Source organism: Billgrantia sp. NRB1, from assembly GCF_056921725.1.
The window spans coordinates 2,300,458-2,317,131 of record NZ_CM167783.1; the positions used below are offsets into that span (position 1 = coordinate 2,300,458).

The 16,674-nt window shown below is 64.5% G+C and carries 12 protein-coding genes; all 12 read right to left on the reverse strand.

Annotated features, from left to right (window positions below; all coding sequences use genetic code 11):
• Positions 1 to 10: 10 nt before the first annotated feature.
• The 12 genes from flhA to cheA all read right to left on the reverse strand — a co-directional run bounded on the left by flhA (position 11) and on the right by cheA (position 16,667).
• A complete protein-coding gene (gene flhA / locus ACZIYR_RS10460) occupies positions 11 to 2,092 on the reverse strand; it encodes a flagellar biosynthesis protein FlhA (RefSeq protein ID WP_473033714.1) in 2,082 nt (693 codons plus the stop codon).
• Positions 2,089 to 3,270 carry a flagellar biosynthesis protein FlhB gene (flhB, locus tag ACZIYR_RS10465; protein WP_483526641.1) on the reverse strand — a complete coding sequence of 394 codons (1,182 nt, stop codon included), beginning with the start codon at positions 3,268 to 3,270 and terminating at the stop codon, positions 2,089 to 2,091. Before flhB ends, flhA begins: the two co-directional genes overlap by 4 nt.
• Before the next feature lie 146 nt (positions 3,271 to 3,416).
• A complete protein-coding gene (gene cheZ / locus ACZIYR_RS10470) occupies positions 3,417 to 4,106 on the reverse strand; it encodes a protein phosphatase CheZ (protein ID WP_473033716.1) in 690 nt (229 codons plus the stop codon).
• Between the two features lie 40 nt (positions 4,107 to 4,146).
• Entirely contained in the window at positions 4,147 to 4,536 is a 390-nt protein-coding gene (gene cheY / locus ACZIYR_RS10475) for a chemotaxis response regulator CheY (RefSeq protein WP_238974746.1), read from the reverse strand.
• Between the two features lie 59 nt (positions 4,537 to 4,595).
• Positions 4,596 to 6,332 (reverse strand): methyl-accepting chemotaxis protein, encoded by a 1,737-nt coding sequence (locus ACZIYR_RS10480; protein WP_483526642.1) that lies wholly within the window; start codon positions 6,330 to 6,332, stop codon positions 4,596 to 4,598.
• A gap of 58 nt (positions 6,333 to 6,390) precedes the next feature.
• Positions 6,391 to 7,452, reverse strand: a complete 1,062-nt coding sequence (locus ACZIYR_RS10485) for a protein-glutamate methylesterase/protein-glutamine glutaminase (RefSeq protein ID WP_483526643.1) — start codon at positions 7,450 to 7,452, stop codon at positions 6,391 to 6,393.
• A gap of 158 nt (positions 7,453 to 7,610) precedes the next feature.
• On the reverse strand, positions 7,611 to 8,489 hold the full coding sequence (gene cheR, locus ACZIYR_RS10490) for a protein-glutamate O-methyltransferase CheR (protein WP_483526644.1): 879 nt from the start codon (positions 8,487 to 8,489) through the stop codon (positions 7,611 to 7,613).
• Positions 8,486 to 10,690 (reverse strand): methyl-accepting chemotaxis protein, encoded by a 2,205-nt coding sequence (locus ACZIYR_RS10495; RefSeq protein ID WP_483526645.1) that lies wholly within the window; start codon positions 10,688 to 10,690, stop codon positions 8,486 to 8,488. The genes cheR and ACZIYR_RS10495 overlap by 4 nt, the downstream gene beginning before the upstream one ends.
• 113 nt (positions 10,691 to 10,803) lie before the next feature.
• Positions 10,804 to 12,183: a methyl-accepting chemotaxis protein gene (locus ACZIYR_RS10500; RefSeq protein ID WP_483526646.1), complete on the reverse strand. Its 1,380-nt coding sequence runs from the start codon at positions 12,181 to 12,183 to the stop codon at positions 10,804 to 10,806.
• A gap of 87 nt (positions 12,184 to 12,270) precedes the next feature.
• A complete protein-coding gene (locus ACZIYR_RS10505; RefSeq protein WP_473033722.1) occupies positions 12,271 to 13,920 on the reverse strand; it encodes a methyl-accepting chemotaxis protein in 1,650 nt (549 codons plus the stop codon).
• 90 nt (positions 13,921 to 14,010) lie between these two features.
• Positions 14,011 to 14,505 (reverse strand): chemotaxis protein CheW, encoded by a 495-nt coding sequence (locus ACZIYR_RS10510; protein ID WP_473033724.1) that lies wholly within the window; start codon positions 14,503 to 14,505, stop codon positions 14,011 to 14,013.
• The gene (cheA, locus tag ACZIYR_RS10515) at positions 14,502 to 16,667 is read right to left on the reverse strand and encodes a chemotaxis protein CheA (protein WP_483526647.1); all 2,166 of its coding nucleotides are present in this window, start codon (positions 16,665 to 16,667) and stop codon (positions 14,502 to 14,504) included. Before cheA ends, ACZIYR_RS10510 begins: the two co-directional genes overlap by 4 nt.
• Positions 16,668 to 16,674: the final 7 nt, after the last annotated feature.

Below are 16,674 nucleotides of genomic sequence, written 5' to 3' on the forward strand. Positions count from 1 at the left end.
CCTGCCATGTCTAACGCCCACCAACCAGTGTGGTGACACGCAGGGTTCGGTCATCGGGAATTTCCGCCTGGGACATCACCACCAGGTGGCGCAGTCGCCGGCGCAGGAAGCGCGACAGCAGCGGGCGCAGGCTGTGCTGCACCACCAGCACCGGCGGTTCACCGCTGGCCTCATGCCGTGCCAGGGCCTGCTCGGCCTGGGTCATCAGCGTCTCGGCGAGCCCGGGTTCCAGAGCACCGTTGCCGTTCATGGCCTGCATCAGCACCTGCTCGAGCTGTGCCTCCAAGCCGATCACGTTCAACGTATCCTGTCCCGGGAACCACTGCTGGGTAATCGCCCGGCCCAGGCTGACACGCACCAGGGCGGTCAGCTCGTTGGGGTCCTGCTGCTGCGGCGCGTACTCGGCCAGAGTATCGAGAATGGTGCGCATGTCGCGAATCGAGACATCCTCGTCGAGCAGGTTCTGCAGGATGCGCTGCAGCGCCGTCAGGCTGACCAGCTTGGGCACCACGTCCTCGACCAGTGACTTCTGCTCCTCGCCGAGCTTGTCGAGCAGCTTCTGTACCTCGGCGCGCCCCAGCATCTCAGCGGCATGACGGTGCAGCAGATGGTTGAGATGGGTGGCCACCACAGTGCCGGCATCCACCACGGTGTAGCCGTAGACCTGGGCGTGCTCCCGCTGACCGCTATCCACCCATACCGCCGGCAGGCCGAAGGCCGGATCCTCGGTGGGCGTGCCCTGCAGTTGGCCGGTCACCTGGCCGGGGTCGATGGCCAGCCACTGCCCTGGGAAGGCATCGGCGCGGCCGATCTCGGCACCCTTGAGAGTGATCACATAAGTGTTGGCGCCCAGCTCCAGGTTATCGCGGATATGCACGACCGGCGGCAAGAAGCCCACCTCCTGGGCAAACTTCTTGCGCACGCTCTTGATGCGCCCGAGCAGTTCCCCTTGCTGGCGCTGATCCACCAGCGGGATCAGCCGATGCCCCACTTCCAGGCCCAGAGTATCCACCAGTTGGACATCGTCCCAGCTCGCTTCCGGCGCCGCGGGTGGTGGTGGCGGCTCAGCGGCGATCTCCTCGGCCACCAGCCGCTGCTCCTTCTGCCGCATCAGCGCCCAGGCCAGCCCGGCAAGCAGCCCGGTAAAGAGCAGGAAGACCAGGTTCGGCATGCCCGGGACCATCCCCAGCATGCCCATTACCAGCGCCGCCAGAATCATCACCTGGGGGTTGACGAACAGCTGGCTGATCATCTGCTGGCCGACATCCTGATCGGTATTCACGCGGGAAACCGTGACACCGGCCGCCGTCGAGATCACCAGGGCGGGAATCTGCGCCACCAGGCCGTCGCCGATGGTCATCAGCGTGTAGGTGCGGGCGGCATCGCCGAAGTCCATGCCGTGCTGCAGCATGCCGATCAAAAGCCCGCCAATAACGTTGACGACCATGATCACCAGGCCGGCCATGGCATCGCCGCGCACGAACTTGCTGGCGCCATCCATGGAGCCGTAGAAATCGGCCTCCTGGGCCACTTCCCCACGCCGTTTGCGGGCTTCGTCTTCGCCTATGAGCCCGGCATTGAGATCGGCGTCGATGGCCATCTGCTTACCCGGCATGGCGTCGAGCATGAAGCGTGCACCGACCTCGGCAATGCGCCCCGCCCCCTTGGTGATGACCATGAAGTTGATGATCACCAGGATCAAGAAGACCACCAGGCCCACGGCGAAGTTGCCGCCCACCAGGAACTGGCCGAAGGCCTCGATGACCTTGCCTGCCGAATCGCCCCCACCGTGGCCCTCCATGAGGATGACCCGGGTGGAGGCGACGTTGAGCGACAGCCGCAGCAGGGTGGTGAACAGCAGTACCGCGGGGAAGGCGGCAAAATCGAGCGGCTTCTGGGTAAACATGCTCACCAGCAGCACCATCACCGCCAGGGCGATATTGAAGGTGAAGAGCATATCCAGCGCAAAGGGTGGCAGCGGCAGGATCATCATGGCCAGGATCATCAGGATCAAGACCGGCCCTGCCAGCAGCTTCATGCGCGCGTCACCCATCCAGTCGGTGCGCCCCAAAAAGTGGCTGAGCGATTTCATTGGCGTGCCCCGCGCGTCTCATCCGCGTCGGCGACGTTGGCATCGCCCGGCGCCGCCATGGAAGGCGGTACCGTCAGATTCTCGGGCGTTGGTGGCACCTCTCCTCCCTCTTGCGTCACATGCTTGAGACGGAAGGCCCAGGCCAGCACCTCCGCCACCGCGGTATACAGATCAAGTGGAATCTCGGCATCGAGATCCACATGGTGGTAAAGCGCCCGAGCCAAGGGGGCGGCTTCCAGTAGCGGCACCCCCGACTCACGGCCAAGCTCTCGAATTCGCCCGGCCACGGCATCGGCCCCCTTGGCGATTACCCTAGGGGCGGCCATACCGCCCTCCTCGTACTTCAACGCCACGGCGTAGTGCGTCGGGTTGGTGATGATCACATCGGCCTCGGGGACCTGGCTCATCATGCGCCCTCTCGCCATGGCCTGCTGCTGCTGACGAATGCGTGCCTTGACATGGGGATCACCTTCGGACTCCTTGTGTTCCCGCTTGACCTCATCCTTGGTCATGCGCAGCTTCTTGGCGTGGCTCCATAGCTGGTACGGCACGTCGATCAGAATCACCACGATCAGCGTCAGCACCATCAGCCCGCAGGCCTGAGCGGCCAGCATCAGCGCACGCGCCAGTGCCTGGGTCGTCGGCTGGTCCAGCAGGGACAGGTACTCGCCGCGATTGAGATACAGAAACGACATGCCCACCCCGCCAACCAGAAACGACTTGGCGATCGCCTTGGCCAGCTCGGCAAGCGCCTGGACGCCGAAGATGCGCTTGAGCCCCTTCATGGGGTTGAGCTTGGACAGCTGCGGCTTGAGCGACTTGGCCGAAATCAGCCAGCCTCCCAACATTGCCGGCGCCACCAGCGCGATGACCGCCAGCAGCAGAAACAGCGGCAGCATGGTCAGCAGCGTGCGCTCGGCAAGCTCCAGGACGTTACTCAGCATTGGGGCCGTTTCGAAGGCCTGCTGCCGCTCGAACAGAAAGGCCTGCTCCATCACCAGCCCCAGCTGATCGTAGAGCATGGCGCCCATGGTCCAGAAGCCCACGACGCCGCCCAGCAGCAGCATGAAGGTGGTCAGCTCGCGGGATCGCGCAACCTGCCCCTCTTCGCGGGACTTCTGCAGGCGTCGTGGCGTGGCCTCTTCTGTCTTTTCCTGATCACTGCTCTCGTCGGCCATGGCCAGCTACCGGGCATTCGGGTGCACAGTGGCCATTGTGGCGGTATGCGGGTAGGGGTAATACGCCAAAAAGCGCCGATGATCGTGGCCTTATCGACCATGAGCATCGGCGCCGAAGCGCGTTCTGGGCAAGGGGCGCGAACGCGTTAGAAGCCTAGCTGATCGAGCAGGTCATCGACCTGATCCTGGTTGGCCACCGTATCGGCCCCTTCGGGTTTGATCTGAGGGCCGTTGAGCAGCCCCTCTTCACGCCGACGGGCGTCATTCTCCCACTGGTCGTTGGCCTTGCGCTGCATGGATTCTCGCCCCTGCTCATCGGGCACATTGTCGATCAGCACCTGGACCAGCTGATGCTCGATCTCGCGGATGACGTCCATCATCTTCTTGATCACCTGGCCGGTCAGGTCCTGAAAGTCCTGGGCCATCATGATCTCGAGCAGTTCCTTCTGGGTAGCCTGGGTCTTGTCCGGCACCTCCCCCAGATAGGCGCGGGTCTCGGTGACCAGTTCGCGGGCCTGATCGAGCTCCAGGGGCTCGGCGAACCAAGCCGCCCAGCGCTTGTCCAGCGCTTCGGCCCGCTCGCTCAGCGAATCCTGAAGCGGCTGGGCGCGGTCGATGGCGTTCAGTGCCCGGTCGGCCGCCTGCTCGGTCATCGTGGCAACGTAGCTCAGCCGGTCCCGGGCGTCGGGAATGGCGTCGGCCGCCTTCTCGATCTCCTTGTCCAGCCCCAGCTCGCGCATGTTCTCCCTCAGCATGCGTGTCAGCTGACCGATACGCTGCACCAGATCCTCGCCGCCTGACTGCTGGGCCTCGTCTGGCTGCTCGTTTGCGCTCATCGTGTCGTCTCCTGTAAACCGGCGGGCAGCGCCGCCAGCATCACTTGCCCAGTTTCTCGAATATCTTGTTGAGCTTCTCTTCCAGGGTGGCAGCGGTGAATGGCTTGACCACGTAGCCGCTGGCGCCGGCCTGAGCGGCTGCGATGATGTTCTCCTTCTTGGCCTCGGCAGTCACCATCAGCACCGGCAGGTCCTTGAGGGCATCATCGGCGCGAATCTGCTTGAGCATCTCCAGGCCATCGAGGTTGGGCATGTTCCAGTCGGATACCACGAACTCGAAGCTGCCGGAGCGCAGTTTGCTCAAGGCATCCTGGCCGTCCTCGGCCTCCTCGACGTTGGTGTACCCGAGCTCCTTGAGCAGACTGCGAACGATCCGACGCATGGTCGGGAAATCGTCTACCACCAGAAAGCTCATGTTCTTGTCGGCCATCAGGATTCCTCTCTCATATGCATGGCGTCAGATAACGGCGGACGACCCGCCATCGTGATTCAAAACTCTTCCCACTCACCTTCGGCAACCGATTCTTGACGGGCGGCGCTGCGCCGACGCGGCTTGGGATCCACCTCGGCCAGCGCGCGCGATGACGCCGAAGACGACGCTGCCGATCCAGTGCGTGTCTGAGCCTCCCTCGCCGAGGAGTCGCCGCCGGCTTGAGGCCCCGACCCGTCACCGGTCAGCCGGAACACGGCCACCGCCTGCTCAAGGCGGCTGGCCTGTTCCTCCAGCGAAGCGGCCGCTGCCGTGGCCTGCTGCACCAGCGAGGCATTCTGCTGGGTCACCTGATCCATCTGACCAACCGCCTGGCTGACCTGCTCGATGCCGTCGCTCTGCTCCTGGGAGGCGGCCGAGATTTCATCCATGATATCGGTGACCCGACGCACCGCCTTGACCACGTCGCTCATGGTCTCACCGGCCTCGCGGACCTGCTGGTTGCCGTCGTTGATCTGAGTGACGGAACCATCGATCAGCGTCTTGATCTCCTTGGCCGCCGTGGCGCTACGGCTGGCCAGGTTGCGCACCTCGCCGGCCACCACCGCGAAGCCGCGGCCCTGCTCCCCCGCACGCGCCGCCTCCACCGAGGCGTTGAGCGCCAGGATATTGGTCTGGAAGGCGATGGAATCGATCATGCCGGTGATATCGCTGATCTTCTGAGAGCTATCGGTGATCCCGTCCATGGTGGCGACCACGCGCTGCACCACCTCACCGCCACGTTCGGCGGTGCTCGACGCCTGCTGGGCCAGCCCGCTGGCCTGGCGGGCATTGTCGGCGTTCTGGCGCACGGTAGCGGTGAGCTCTTCCATGCTCGACGCCGTCTCCTCCAGCGACGCGGCCTGCTGCTCAGTACGCGACGAGAGATCGGCATTGCCGCTGGCGATCTCCCGGGTACCCACGTGAATCGATTCGCTGCTGCCGCGCACCTCGCCGACGATGCGCACCAGGCTCTGCTGCATATCGCGCATGGCGTTGAAGAGCTGCCCGACTTCGTTGCGGCTCCCTTCGGGAATCGTCGTTCTCAGATCGGCCTTGGCGATGGTCTGCAGATTCACGACCGCACGATTGAGCGGCCGAATCACGGTGGTGCGCAGGCCAAGATAGACCAGCATCAGCACCACGGCCGCGACCAGCAGGGCGCCCAGTTTGATCCACTCGAACAGGCTGGCCCGAGCGCCGAAGCTGGCCACGGCCGCTTCGCCACTCTGGAAGCCATGACGGACAAAGGCGGTCATGGACTCCCCCAACGCCTCGCCGGGCGCCATGAGCTCCTCGCGCAAGCGATTGAATTGCGGCGTGTCTAGCTCATCGAGGGCGACATGCTGGGAACGGACGCCTTCCAGCATGGTGGCAAAGTTGCCCTCCAGCGCCTCGGCCAGGGCCTGGCCCTCATCGGTCTTGGGCACGGCGGCAAAATTGGCAAAACGCTGCTCGCTGCGTTCGAGCTGATCCGCGGCAATATCAAGCATCTCATTGGCCTGGGCCATGCGCCCCAGCATGATCTCATTGGACGCAATCTCCAGGTTGACCCGCGCACCGTTGAGCAGCGCATCGGCCCGGTTGATCTCATTGAGCTGCTGCACGTTGATCTGGTTGAGCTGCGCCATGGTGTGCCCGGCCTGCCGGTCGGAGAGCGCCGACAGCAGCGCCACCAGCCCGATCAACAGGGCGAAGCTCACCAAGGCCACGATCACGGACACATGCATGCTGATATTGCGAATCAGTCGGCTCATTGCGGCACTTCCTCACTTGACTGGAACAGGAGTTATCGTCGTTATTGTGGTTGTCGGATCAAACCCGCTGAGCCCGCCCCGACGCCGCCACCAGCGACATCAGGCGCTCCGGAATGGCATCCAGGCCGATCACCTCGGCGGCCCCGCCAAGGGCGATCGCCTCACGCGGCATGCCGAACACCACGCAGGTCGCCTCGTCCTGAGCCAGGGTGGACGATCCGGCCTGACGCATCTCAAGCAGCCCCGCGGCACCGTCCTTGCCCATGCCGGTCAGCAGCACGCCGATAGCGTTGCGGCCGGCCTGGGTCGCCGCCGAGTGGAAGAGCACGTCCACCGAGGGCCGATGGCGATTGACCGGCGGGCCGTCATCCAGGCGAGCCACATAGTTGGCACCGCTGCGGGCCAGCTTGAGATGGCTGTCACCCGGAGCGATATAGGCATGCCCCGGCAGCACGCGCTCGCCGTCGCTGGCCTCCTTGACGGTGATTCGGCACAGCCGGTCGAGCCGCTCGGCGAAGGAGCGCGTGAAGCCCCCCGGCATGTGCTGGGTAATCAGGATGGCCGGACTGTTGGCGGGCAGCGGCTCGAGCACCGCGCGGATCGCCTCGGTGCCACCAGTTGAAGCACCAATGATGATCAGTTTTTCACTGGAGGTCAGCGGCGCCTTGAGGCGTGTCGGCGCCGGGGCATCCTTCCGCCTGGCCTGGCGAGGGCGCGACTTGGCGGCGGCACGAATCTTCTCGGCGATGTCGTTGGCGTACTCCATCATGCCGCTGCGGATACCCAGCGACGGCTTGGCAACGAAGTCCACCGCCCCCAGCTCCAGGGCACGCAACGTGACCTCCGAACCGGCCTGGGTCAGCGACGATACCATCAGCACCGGCATCGGCCGCAGCCGCATCAGCCGCTCCAGAAAGTCGAGCCCGTCCATACGGGGCATCTCGACGTCCAGGGTCAGCACGTCGGGGTTGTGCCGCTTGATCAGGTCGCGAGCGACCAGCGGGTCGGGCGCCACGGCCACCACTTCCATGTCGGGCTGCTCGTTGATGATCTCGCTAAGCAGATCGCGAATCAGCGCTGAGTCATCAACGCACAGCACCTTGATCGTGTTCGATCCCAAGGCGGGCCTCCTTGTGTTTCGGGTCGCATCAGGCGACCCACGGCAATCACTGACTTAGATGGGCATCGGCTGCGTGGGCGAAAACTTTAACTCTGAGTCAACAGCGCGACACAACGTCTGCAACTTCGGACCCCAGGCGCGGCACGCGCTGAGAATGCTCAGCGGCGGTCGGCGAGGGTATAGACGGTCTGGCCGCGCAGCCGAAACGCCTTGCTGATGTAGGAGAAGTTCTCGGAATGACCGGCAAACAGCAGCCCATCGGGTTTTAACAGCGGCGCAAAGCGCTCGAGAATACGCGCCTGTGTCTCCTTGTCGAAGTAAATCATGATGTTACGACAAAAGATCGCATCGAAGGGTCCTTGCACCGCCCACTTGGGGGCCAGCAGATTGAGGGCCTTGAACTCCACCAGCGAGGTGACTTCGGGACGCACCCGGGCCAGGCCTTCGTGGCGCCCCCGGCCTTTCTGGAAGAAGCGCTTGACTCGCGCCTCGTCGAGCTTGTGCACCTGCTCCACCGGGTAGATACCCGCCCGGGCCCGCTCCAGGGCCTCGGTATCGATATCGGTGGCGACCACCTTGGCGTTGGTCGCCCGCGAGCCAAGCGCCTCCAGCAGCGTCATGGCGATGGAGTAGGGTTCTTCCCCGGTGGAGGCCGCCGCGCTCCAGATGCGCACCGGCTCCCGTTTATCGCGCACGTGCGCGGCGAGCAGCGGAAAATGGTGCGCCTCACGAAAGAAGGCGGTGAGGTTGGTGGTCAGGGCGTTGGTGAACGCCTCCCACTCACGCGCCTCGGGCTGGCGCGCCAGCCGCGCCAGGTAGTCGCTAAACCGCGTCATGCCGTGATGACGCAGCCGCTTGGCCAGCCGGCTATAGACCATCTCCCGCTTGTGCTCGGCCAGCACGATCCCCGCCCGCTGATAGATCAGCTCACGAATCTGGCGAAAGTCCTCATCGGTCAGGATCAGGTCGCGCTCCATCTGGCCCGCCCCGGACCACTGGCCTGCATCGTTGGCAGGGCCTTCCACTGGCTCGCTCAAAATGTTTCCCACTCCTCTTCGACTGCCGTTCTCTGATCGGCTTCAGCCTTTTCGTCACGCTTGGCCAGCTCGTTGCGCGAGCGCGCAGCGGGTAGCGGATCACGCTGCCTCGTCAGCGTCGCGGGTGGTTCGGCTTCGCCGCGACGCTCACCCAAGGGCTCCACCGTCTCCGCGCCTGCCCCGCTCAGGCGGTAGACGCCGATCTCGCGGGCCAGCCGTTCGGCCTGGGTCTGAAGCTCGGCGGCCGCAGAGGCCGTCTGCTGCACCCGGGCAGCGTTCTGCTGGGTCACCTGATCCATCTCGGTGATCGCCCGGTTGATCTGGCCGATACCACCGCTCTGCTCTTCGGAAGCCGCGGTGATCTCACCCATGATGTCGTTGACCCGCTGCGAGGCGGCCACCACCTCACTCATCGCCCCCTCGGCCTGCTGGACCTGGGAGGCGCCGCTCTCGATCTCGCCGTTGGAGGTAGCGATCAGGCCGCGAATCTCCTTGGCGGCATCCGCGCTGCGGCCGGCCAGATTGCGCACCTCGCCCGCCACCACAGCAAAGCCACGGCCCTGCTCGCCGGCCCTTGCCGCCTCCACCGAGGCGTTGAGGGCCAGGATATTGGTCTGGAAAGCGATGGCGTCGATGGTGTTGATGATATCGGTCATCTTACGCGAGCTGGCAGTGATCCGCTCCATGCTCTGCACCACCTCCTGCATCAGGTCGCCGGTCTCACGCACCCGATTGGCATTGTCCAATGCCAGGCCGCTGGCCTGTCGGGCATTGTCGGTGTTCTGCTGCACAGTGGTGGTCATCTCTTCCATGCTCGAGGCGGTCTGCTGCAGAGACGCCGCCTGCTGCTCGGTGCGCGCCGAGAGGTCTTCGTTGCCCTTGGCAATGGACCCGCTGGCCGGCGTGACGATATCCACGCCCTCTTTGATTGTCTGAGTCGTGAGATAAAGACTGTGGCGCATGATGCCAATTGCACTCATCAGCCGCCCCACTTCGTCCTGCTTCATGGCCGGAACCCGCGTGGCCAGGTTGCCGGAGGCAATCTGGAGCGTGACATTCATCGCCCGGCGCAGCGGGATAGTGATCGCCCTCATGATCCACACGCTGATGATCAGCAGCAGCAAAAAGCCGAACGCGAGGAAGCTGGCCTGACCGACCAGCATTTGCCGCTGTCCCTGTTCGGCCGCCTCGGCCATGGAGAGCGCCGATAAGCGCTGCTGCTCCACCAGCTGATTGACCAGACCCGAGAGCGATCCCGCCTCTTCACGCAGGGCGGCGGCGTCGTTATTGAGGGCCATCATGGCATCATAGGCCTCAGGCGCTCCCAGGGCCTCGGCCATGGGCGTCAGATGATCCTGTAGATAGCCGGCAAGCCGGGCATCGAACTCCGCGGCGACCTCGGTGCGATTGACCTCGCGCGCCTGGTACTCCGACCAAAGCCCCCCAAGGCTTTCGCCGATGTCGCCTAGCCGTTCGGCAATGGCCTCGCGCTGATTAAGCAGCTCCATACGCTGGTCCGATGCCAGGCGTTGGGGCCCCTCGCTGATCAGCTGGTCGATCTGTTGCAGGCGAATCACATCCTGCAGGCCGTCACGGTTCAGCTCCGCCACCCGCTCGCCGGATACTTGAAGCCCGTACAGTCCAACCGCCCCGCTGACCGTCAACAGCAGCAGGGCCGAGCAGGTGAGCATCACCAACTTGGCCCGAATGGTGCTCAGGTTGAAGCGCGCCAAACGCCCTACCACGCCGCGCCGCACAATGCGTCCACGACGCAGGGTGAAACGACTTCCCTTGCCATTGCGCAGCGCTTGATAGCGCTGGTCTGCCCGCCGAATCGCCTCGGGCTCTGCCTTGACGCGCACCGAGGTGTAGCCCTGACACTGCCCATCCTCCATGATCGGCGTGACCGTGGCGTCGACCCAGTAATGATCGCCATCCTTGCGGCGATTCTTGACCAGGCCACGCCAACTCTCCCCATCTTGGATAGTCCGCCACAGGTCGGCAAAGGCCTCCTCCGGCATATCGGGGTGGCGGATGAGATTATGGGGCGCGCCCATCAGCTCATCGCGGCGGTACCCGCTGACCTCGATGAAATCGTTATTGACGTAGGTGATGCGCCCCTTGAGGTCGGTCCGAGTGATCAGCAAGTGCTCATCACTCATTGAGTATTCACGCTGCGTCACCGGCTGATTATCGCGCATGGCGTTATGGCTCCCTTACAGCTGAGTCGTTCCCCGCGAACACGAGCCATGCTGCGCGTCAGGGGGCGGCAAACGACCGTGTTGTTGTGTTTGATGCGACGACGAGGGGTCCTCTAGAAGGACGCCCACTCCTCCTCTTCGCTGGTCTCGCTGCGGCGCGAGTCGGCTGATCTCGCCCCTTGCGTGCCAGCGGGCGGCGACGCGGCCGTTGCCTGGCGAGAGCCAGGCTTGGGGTCGCTAGCGGGCACCGGAAGCGGTGAGGGGCGCGGCGCTTCGCCTGCCACCTTGGCATCCCCCGACGCCTGAGCGTGGCCGGCGAGCTGGAAGCGCAGCACGGCTTCGCGAAGATGCCCCGCCTCGGCCTCGAGCTGAGTGGCGGCGGTCGCCGCCTGCTGCACCAGCGCAGCGTTCTGCTGGGTAACCTGATCCATCTGGGTCACCGCCTGATTGACCTGGCCGATGCCGTTGCTCTGCTCCTGGGAAGCCGAAGCGATCTCGTCCATGATGTCGCTGACCCGCTGCACCGCGGCGACAATCTCGCCCATGGTCTTGCCCGCCTGGTCGACTCTCTCGGTGCCGGCGTCGACCCGGTTCAGCGACGTCTGGATCAGCTCTCGAATCTCCCCCGCCGCCGAAGCGCTGCGACCGGCAAGGCTTCGCACCTCCTGGGCCACCACGGCGAAGCCGCGGCCATGCTCGCCGGCGCGAGCGGCCTCCACCGAGGCATTGAGTGCCAGGATATTGGTCTGGAAGGCAATGGTGTCGATCACACCGATGATGTCCGACATCTGGTGCGAGCTGGCACTGATCTCGTGCATGGTGGTGACCACCTCGCCGACCACCTCTCCCCCCTGCTCGGCGGTGCGCGACGCCTCGGCCGCCAGCTGCGTCGCCTGGCGCGCGTTGTCGGCATTCTGCTCGACGGTGGAAGCGAGCTGCTCCATGCTCGAGGCGGTCTCGGCCAGCGAGGCCGCCTGCTGCTCGGTACGCGAGGATAGCTCGTTGTTGCCCTGGGCGATGTCCTGGGCGCCGTGATAGATACCCTCGCTGCTGCGACGCACCGTCCCCACGGTGCCGGAGAGGCCCTCCTGCATGTGGGCCAGCGAGTTGAACAGCCGCCCGATCTCATTGTTGCCGCGTTTTTCGACGGGCTGCGAGAGATCCCCCTGGGCCAACCCTTCGAAGTACCCCACCAGGCGCGCCAGCGGCTTGAGCACATTGACGGTAATCCCCCACATCACCACCGCCATGACCAGGGCCGAGCCGATCAGCACAGCAACGATGACCAGGCGCATCCAGCCGGCCTGGGACACGAACGATTGCGACAGGGCCGTTCCGCTCTCGCCGGCCTGAGGGGCGATCTCCGCCACCGCGGTGGTGCCCAGATGCAGAGCGTAGAGCCCCAGGCCGCCGAGCACCACCAGCATGCCGGCAAAGAAGACCAGCACCAGGCTCCAGCTGAGTCTCACGGTCATGTTATTGATAAGCTTCACGTCGTTCCCTCATGATCGCCAGGCAAGCCGCCTGATCGTTATTGTCGACCCGCCGGCAGTCGGTGACCGCCAGCCGCCTGTTCGGCCTCAAGCATCCACGGGCTCACGCCGCGCATCCTGTGACCACTCGCTGTCCGGTGCCTGCCGGGGCAGGGAAAGCGGCCGCGGATCCGCGGCAGTTGGCGCGCTCGACCGTCCTGACGTGCGGAAGTGCGCCACCTGGTGGACCAATTCGCGGCTCTGGGCACGCAGCCGTTGGGTCGCGGTGTTGCTGGACTGAACCAGCTGAGCGTTTTGCTGGGTCATCTGGTCCATCTGGGTGACGGCGAGGTTGACCTGCTCGATGCCGCTGCTCTGCTCCACTGAGGCCGACGAGATCTCGGCCACCAGGGTGCTGAGCTGGGTGATGTCGCGCACCATGCCCTGAATCACCTCGCCGGTCTCGCGCACCAGTTGACTACCCTGGCTTACCTGGCTGTCGGACTCTTCGATCAACGCCTTGATCTCCTGGGCCGCTTCCGAGCTGCGGCTGGCCAGCTTGCGCACCTCCTCGGCCACCACGGCAAAACCGCGCCCGTGTTCCCCGGCCCGGGCCGCCTCCACCGAGGCGTTGAGCGCCAGGATGTTGGTCTGGAAGGCGATGGATTCGATGGTGTCGACGATGCTGGTCATCTGCACGGCGCTGTCGTTGATGCTCGACATCGCCTCGATGACGCTCTCCATCGACTGACTGCCCTGCTGGGCGCTGCGCTCGGTGGTGCCAGCCAGCTCGCGGGCCTGATCGGCATGCTCGGCGTTCTGCCGCACCGTTTGCGTCAGCTCCTCCATGCTCGAGGCGGTCTCCTCCAGCGAAGCGGCCTGCTGCTCGGTACGGGTCGCCAGCTCGTCGTTGACGCCGACGATGCTGTCCACTTCGTGATCCACCTCCTCGGCGCGACGATTGATCTCGCCGATGGTAGCGGCAAGCGAGCCACGCATGCGGTCGATATGATAGAGCAGGCTGCTTTGATCGCCCTTGCGCAGCGCCACCTCCGGGGTCAGGTCGCCATCGGCGATGTGTCCAACGAACGCGGCGGCACGATGGGGCTCGCCGCCCAGCTGCCGGGAGATGTTGCGAAACACACCGGCGATCAGCAGCGTCAGCGGCAGACCCACGCCGACCAGGCGCACCAGGCTCCAGATCAGCGTCGAGAGAAACTCCTGATTGACGTCATCGATATAGACGCCGGTGCCCAGGTACCACCCCCAGGGCGCGAATTCCGCGTTGTAGGAGGACTTGGGCGTCAGCTCCCCATCCGACTCGTGGGCCCAGAGGTAATCGACGAAGCCATCGTCGTGGTGCACCGACTCGATGAATTCATGAAAGAGCCGACGCCCCTCGTCGTTCTCGAAGTCGCCGACATAGGTGCCTTCAGGCAGCCGGGGGTGAGCGAGAAGCTCGAAATCGTCATTGAAGACGAAGAAATACCCACGCCCCTCGTCATATACCATGTCACGCACGGTGGCGGCGGCCAGGGTGCGCGCCTCCTGCTCGTCGACCTCGCCTGCGGCGGCGCGCTGGGCCTGACCCTCAACGGCGTTGAGGGCCATGTCCATATAGTCGCGCAGCGCGCCCTTGCGCTCATCGAGCATGATCTGCCGGTTTTCCCAGGCTCCCCAGGCCACCAGCAGGATCATCGCCAACCAGATGAACCCGAAAGACCCCCACAGTTTCTGCATCGTCGACAGTCTGAGCATGCAACACCCTGATCCCATTGGCTTTAAAGCAAGAAGCCAGATTATTGTATATCGGTTCTGGCTAAAGCGACTTGACCTCGGCCAAGGGCCTTATTCGGCCACGCGCTCGACGAGCGCCATCTCATCGCTGGTCAGCAGCTTGTCGATATCGACGATCACCAGCATGCGGTCCTCCAGGCTGCCGAGCCCGCTGAGGAAGTCAGAGGAGAGCGTCACCCCGAACTCCGGCGCCGGCTTGATCTGATCCGGGGACAGGGTCATGACATCGGAGACGCCATCGACCACGATGCCCACCACGCGATCCTCGACGTTGACCACGATCACCACCGTCTGGCCGCCATACTCCACCTTGTCGAGGTGGAACTTGATGCGCAGATCGACGATCGGCACGATCACCCCGCGCAGGTTGGTCACGCCCTTGATGAACTCCGGCGCGTTGGCGATACGCGTGACATTCTCGTAGCCGCGGATCTCCTGCACCTTGAGGATATCCACCGCGTACTCCTCGTCGCCCAGGGAAAACACCAGGAACTCACGGTTGTGGGCTTCGGCGGCGGCCATGGCCGCTTCGGGAGTCTGATTCATGATGATGTCTCCAGCTCATTGACAGAAAAGGCTTCGAGTGACTGGGCGTCCCGCGCAGGGCGGCGCGCTTCCTTCTTGGCCCGGCTCAGCGCATGCAGGCCGGTGATATCCAGGATCAGCGCCACGCTGCCATCCCCCAGGATGGTCGCCGCCGATACCCCGGGGACCTTGCGATAGTTGGTTTCCAGGTTTTTCACCACGACCTGCTGCTGACCCACCAGGTCGTCCACCAGCAGGGCGTAGCGACGCCCCTCGCCCTGCACGATGACCGCGATGGTCTCGGTCAGCTCGGTCTTGGCATTGGCTACGTCCAGCGCCTCGTGGACAGCCACCACCGGCAGATACTCGTCGCGTACCTTGAGAACCACGTCATCGCCGGCCATGGCATAGAGATCCTCCTTGGCGGGCTGCAGCGACTCGAGCACCGCCGACAGCGGCAGGATGAACATCTCATCGCCGACCTTGATCGACATGCCGTCGAGAATCGCCAGGGTCAGCGGCAGCACGATGCGAATGGTCGTGCCTTCACCGGGCTGGGACTTGATCACCACGTGACCGCCCATGCCCTGGATGTTTCGCTTGACCACGTCCATGCCTACGCCGCGACCGGAAACGTCGGTCACCGCCTTGGCGGTGGAGAAGCCCGGGGCGAAGATCAACTGCCACACTTCGTCATCGCTCATGGTGTCGGAGACACTCAGGCCGTTCTCGCGCGCCTTGGAAAGGAGCTTGTCGCGATTCAGCCCGGCGCCGTCGTCGATCACCTCGATGATGATGTTGCCGCCCTGATGCTTGGCCGAAAGCGTCAGCTTGCCGGTACGCGACTTGCCGGCCGCCTCGCGGTCGTCGGGCATCTCGATGCCGTGGTCGAGGCTGTTGCGCACCAGGTGAGTCAGCGGGTCGATGATCCGCTCGGTCAGGCTCTTGTCGAGCTCGGTGGACTCGCCCTCGGTGACCAGCTCGATATCCTTGCCCAGCTTGCCGGCGGTCTCCCGCACCACGCGGGGAAAGCGGCTGAAGACGAAATCCATGGGGATCATGCGGATGGACATCACGGCTTCCTGCAGGTCTCGCGCGTTGCGCTGCAACAGGCTCATGCCGTTGACCAGGCTGCCGTTGGCCGGGCCATCCAGCTCACTGACGGTCTGGTCGAGCATCGACTGGGTGATGATCAGCTCGCCCACCAGGTTGATGATCTGGTCGACCTTATCGACCGAGACGCGGATCGAGGAGCTCTCGCTGCCCCCGGCCTTGGCCTTGCTCTTCGGCTTGGGTTTGCCGGCCGGTGCCTTCTGTTCGGAGGCGTCTTGCTTGGAGGACGCCTGCTGAGGCGTGTCCTGCTGAGACGGGGCCGGCGACTCGCCCTGCGCCTTGGCGTCGGCGTTTTGCGACGGCTCGGACTTGTCGGCATCCGGCTTGGCCGTCGGCTCGTCCGCTTTAGGCGCGGCCTGGGCGCTGATCTCCAGCTGGTCAGCATCGACGATGAAGCACATCACCGCCTCGATGTCGTCATTGCTGATGGTCGACTCCAGCACCACCTCATAGCGGGTCTGGTCGCCGCGCTGCTCGATCACCTCGCCAAGCTGACCCAGCTCCTCCACCAGCAGCTCGCGGTCCTTGTCGGCGACGCCCAGCAGGGCGACCACGCGCCGTGCCCCGGCGTCATCGGATGCCGGGGCCGCTGCCTCTTCCCCACCGGAGGATTCAGGCGCCGGCGTGGGTTCAGGTTCGGGCGCCGGTGCGGCAGGGGCAGGCCCGCCCTCCAGATCCTGGCCGATTTCCTCCAGCGCCAGCTGCTGAAGGGTGCGGCAGATGCGCTCGAAGGCCTCCTGATCGGGCGCTTCGCCGTTGCGGTAGGCGTCCAACTGATCGCTGAGCATATCCTTGGTTTCCAGAAAGGTGTCGACGATATCGCTGCGCAGGGCCAATTCTCCCTTGCGGGCATGGTCCAGCAGGTTCTCGAAGAGGTGCGTGGTCTTCTGCAGCACGTCGAACCCGAAGGTTCCCGCTCCGCCCTTGATCGAGTGGGCCGCGCGGAAGATCGCGTTGAGCTGCTCGATATCCGGCTCGTCTACGTCCAGTTCCAGGAGGTGACGCTCCATATCGGCCAGCAGCTCCTCGGCTTCCTCGAAGAACGTCTCATAGAAGTCCGTGATATCCATGCGCATT

Coding starts and splice junctions, on each gene's coding strand:
- cheY (WP_238974746.1), bottom strand. CDS start 4,536: ATGGCCGACAAGAACATGAGCTTTCTGGTGGTAGACGATTTCCCGACC.
- ACZIYR_RS10495 (WP_483526645.1), bottom strand. CDS start 10,690: ATGCGCGATAATCAGCCGGTGACGCAGCGTGAATACTCAATGAGTGAT.
- cheZ (WP_473033716.1), bottom strand. CDS start 4,106: ATGAGCGCAAACGAGCAGCCAGACGAGGCCCAGCAGTCAGGCGGCGAG.
- flhB (WP_483526641.1), bottom strand. CDS start 3,270: ATGGCCGACGAGAGCAGTGATCAGGAAAAGACAGAAGAGGCCACGCCA.
- flhA (WP_473033714.1), bottom strand. CDS start 2,092: ATGAAATCGCTCAGCCACTTTTTGGGGCGCACCGACTGGATGGGTGAC.
- cheA (WP_483526647.1), bottom strand. CDS start 16,667: ATGGATATCACGGACTTCTATGAGACGTTCTTCGAGGAAGCCGAGGAG.
- ACZIYR_RS10480 (WP_483526642.1), bottom strand. CDS start 6,332: ATGAGCCGACTGATTCGCAATATCAGCATGCATGTGTCCGTGATCGTG.
- ACZIYR_RS10510 (WP_473033724.1), bottom strand. CDS start 14,505: ATGAATCAGACTCCCGAAGCGGCCATGGCCGCCGCCGAAGCCCACAAC.
- ACZIYR_RS10505 (WP_473033722.1), bottom strand. CDS start 13,920: ATGCTCAGACTGTCGACGATGCAGAAACTGTGGGGGTCTTTCGGGTTC.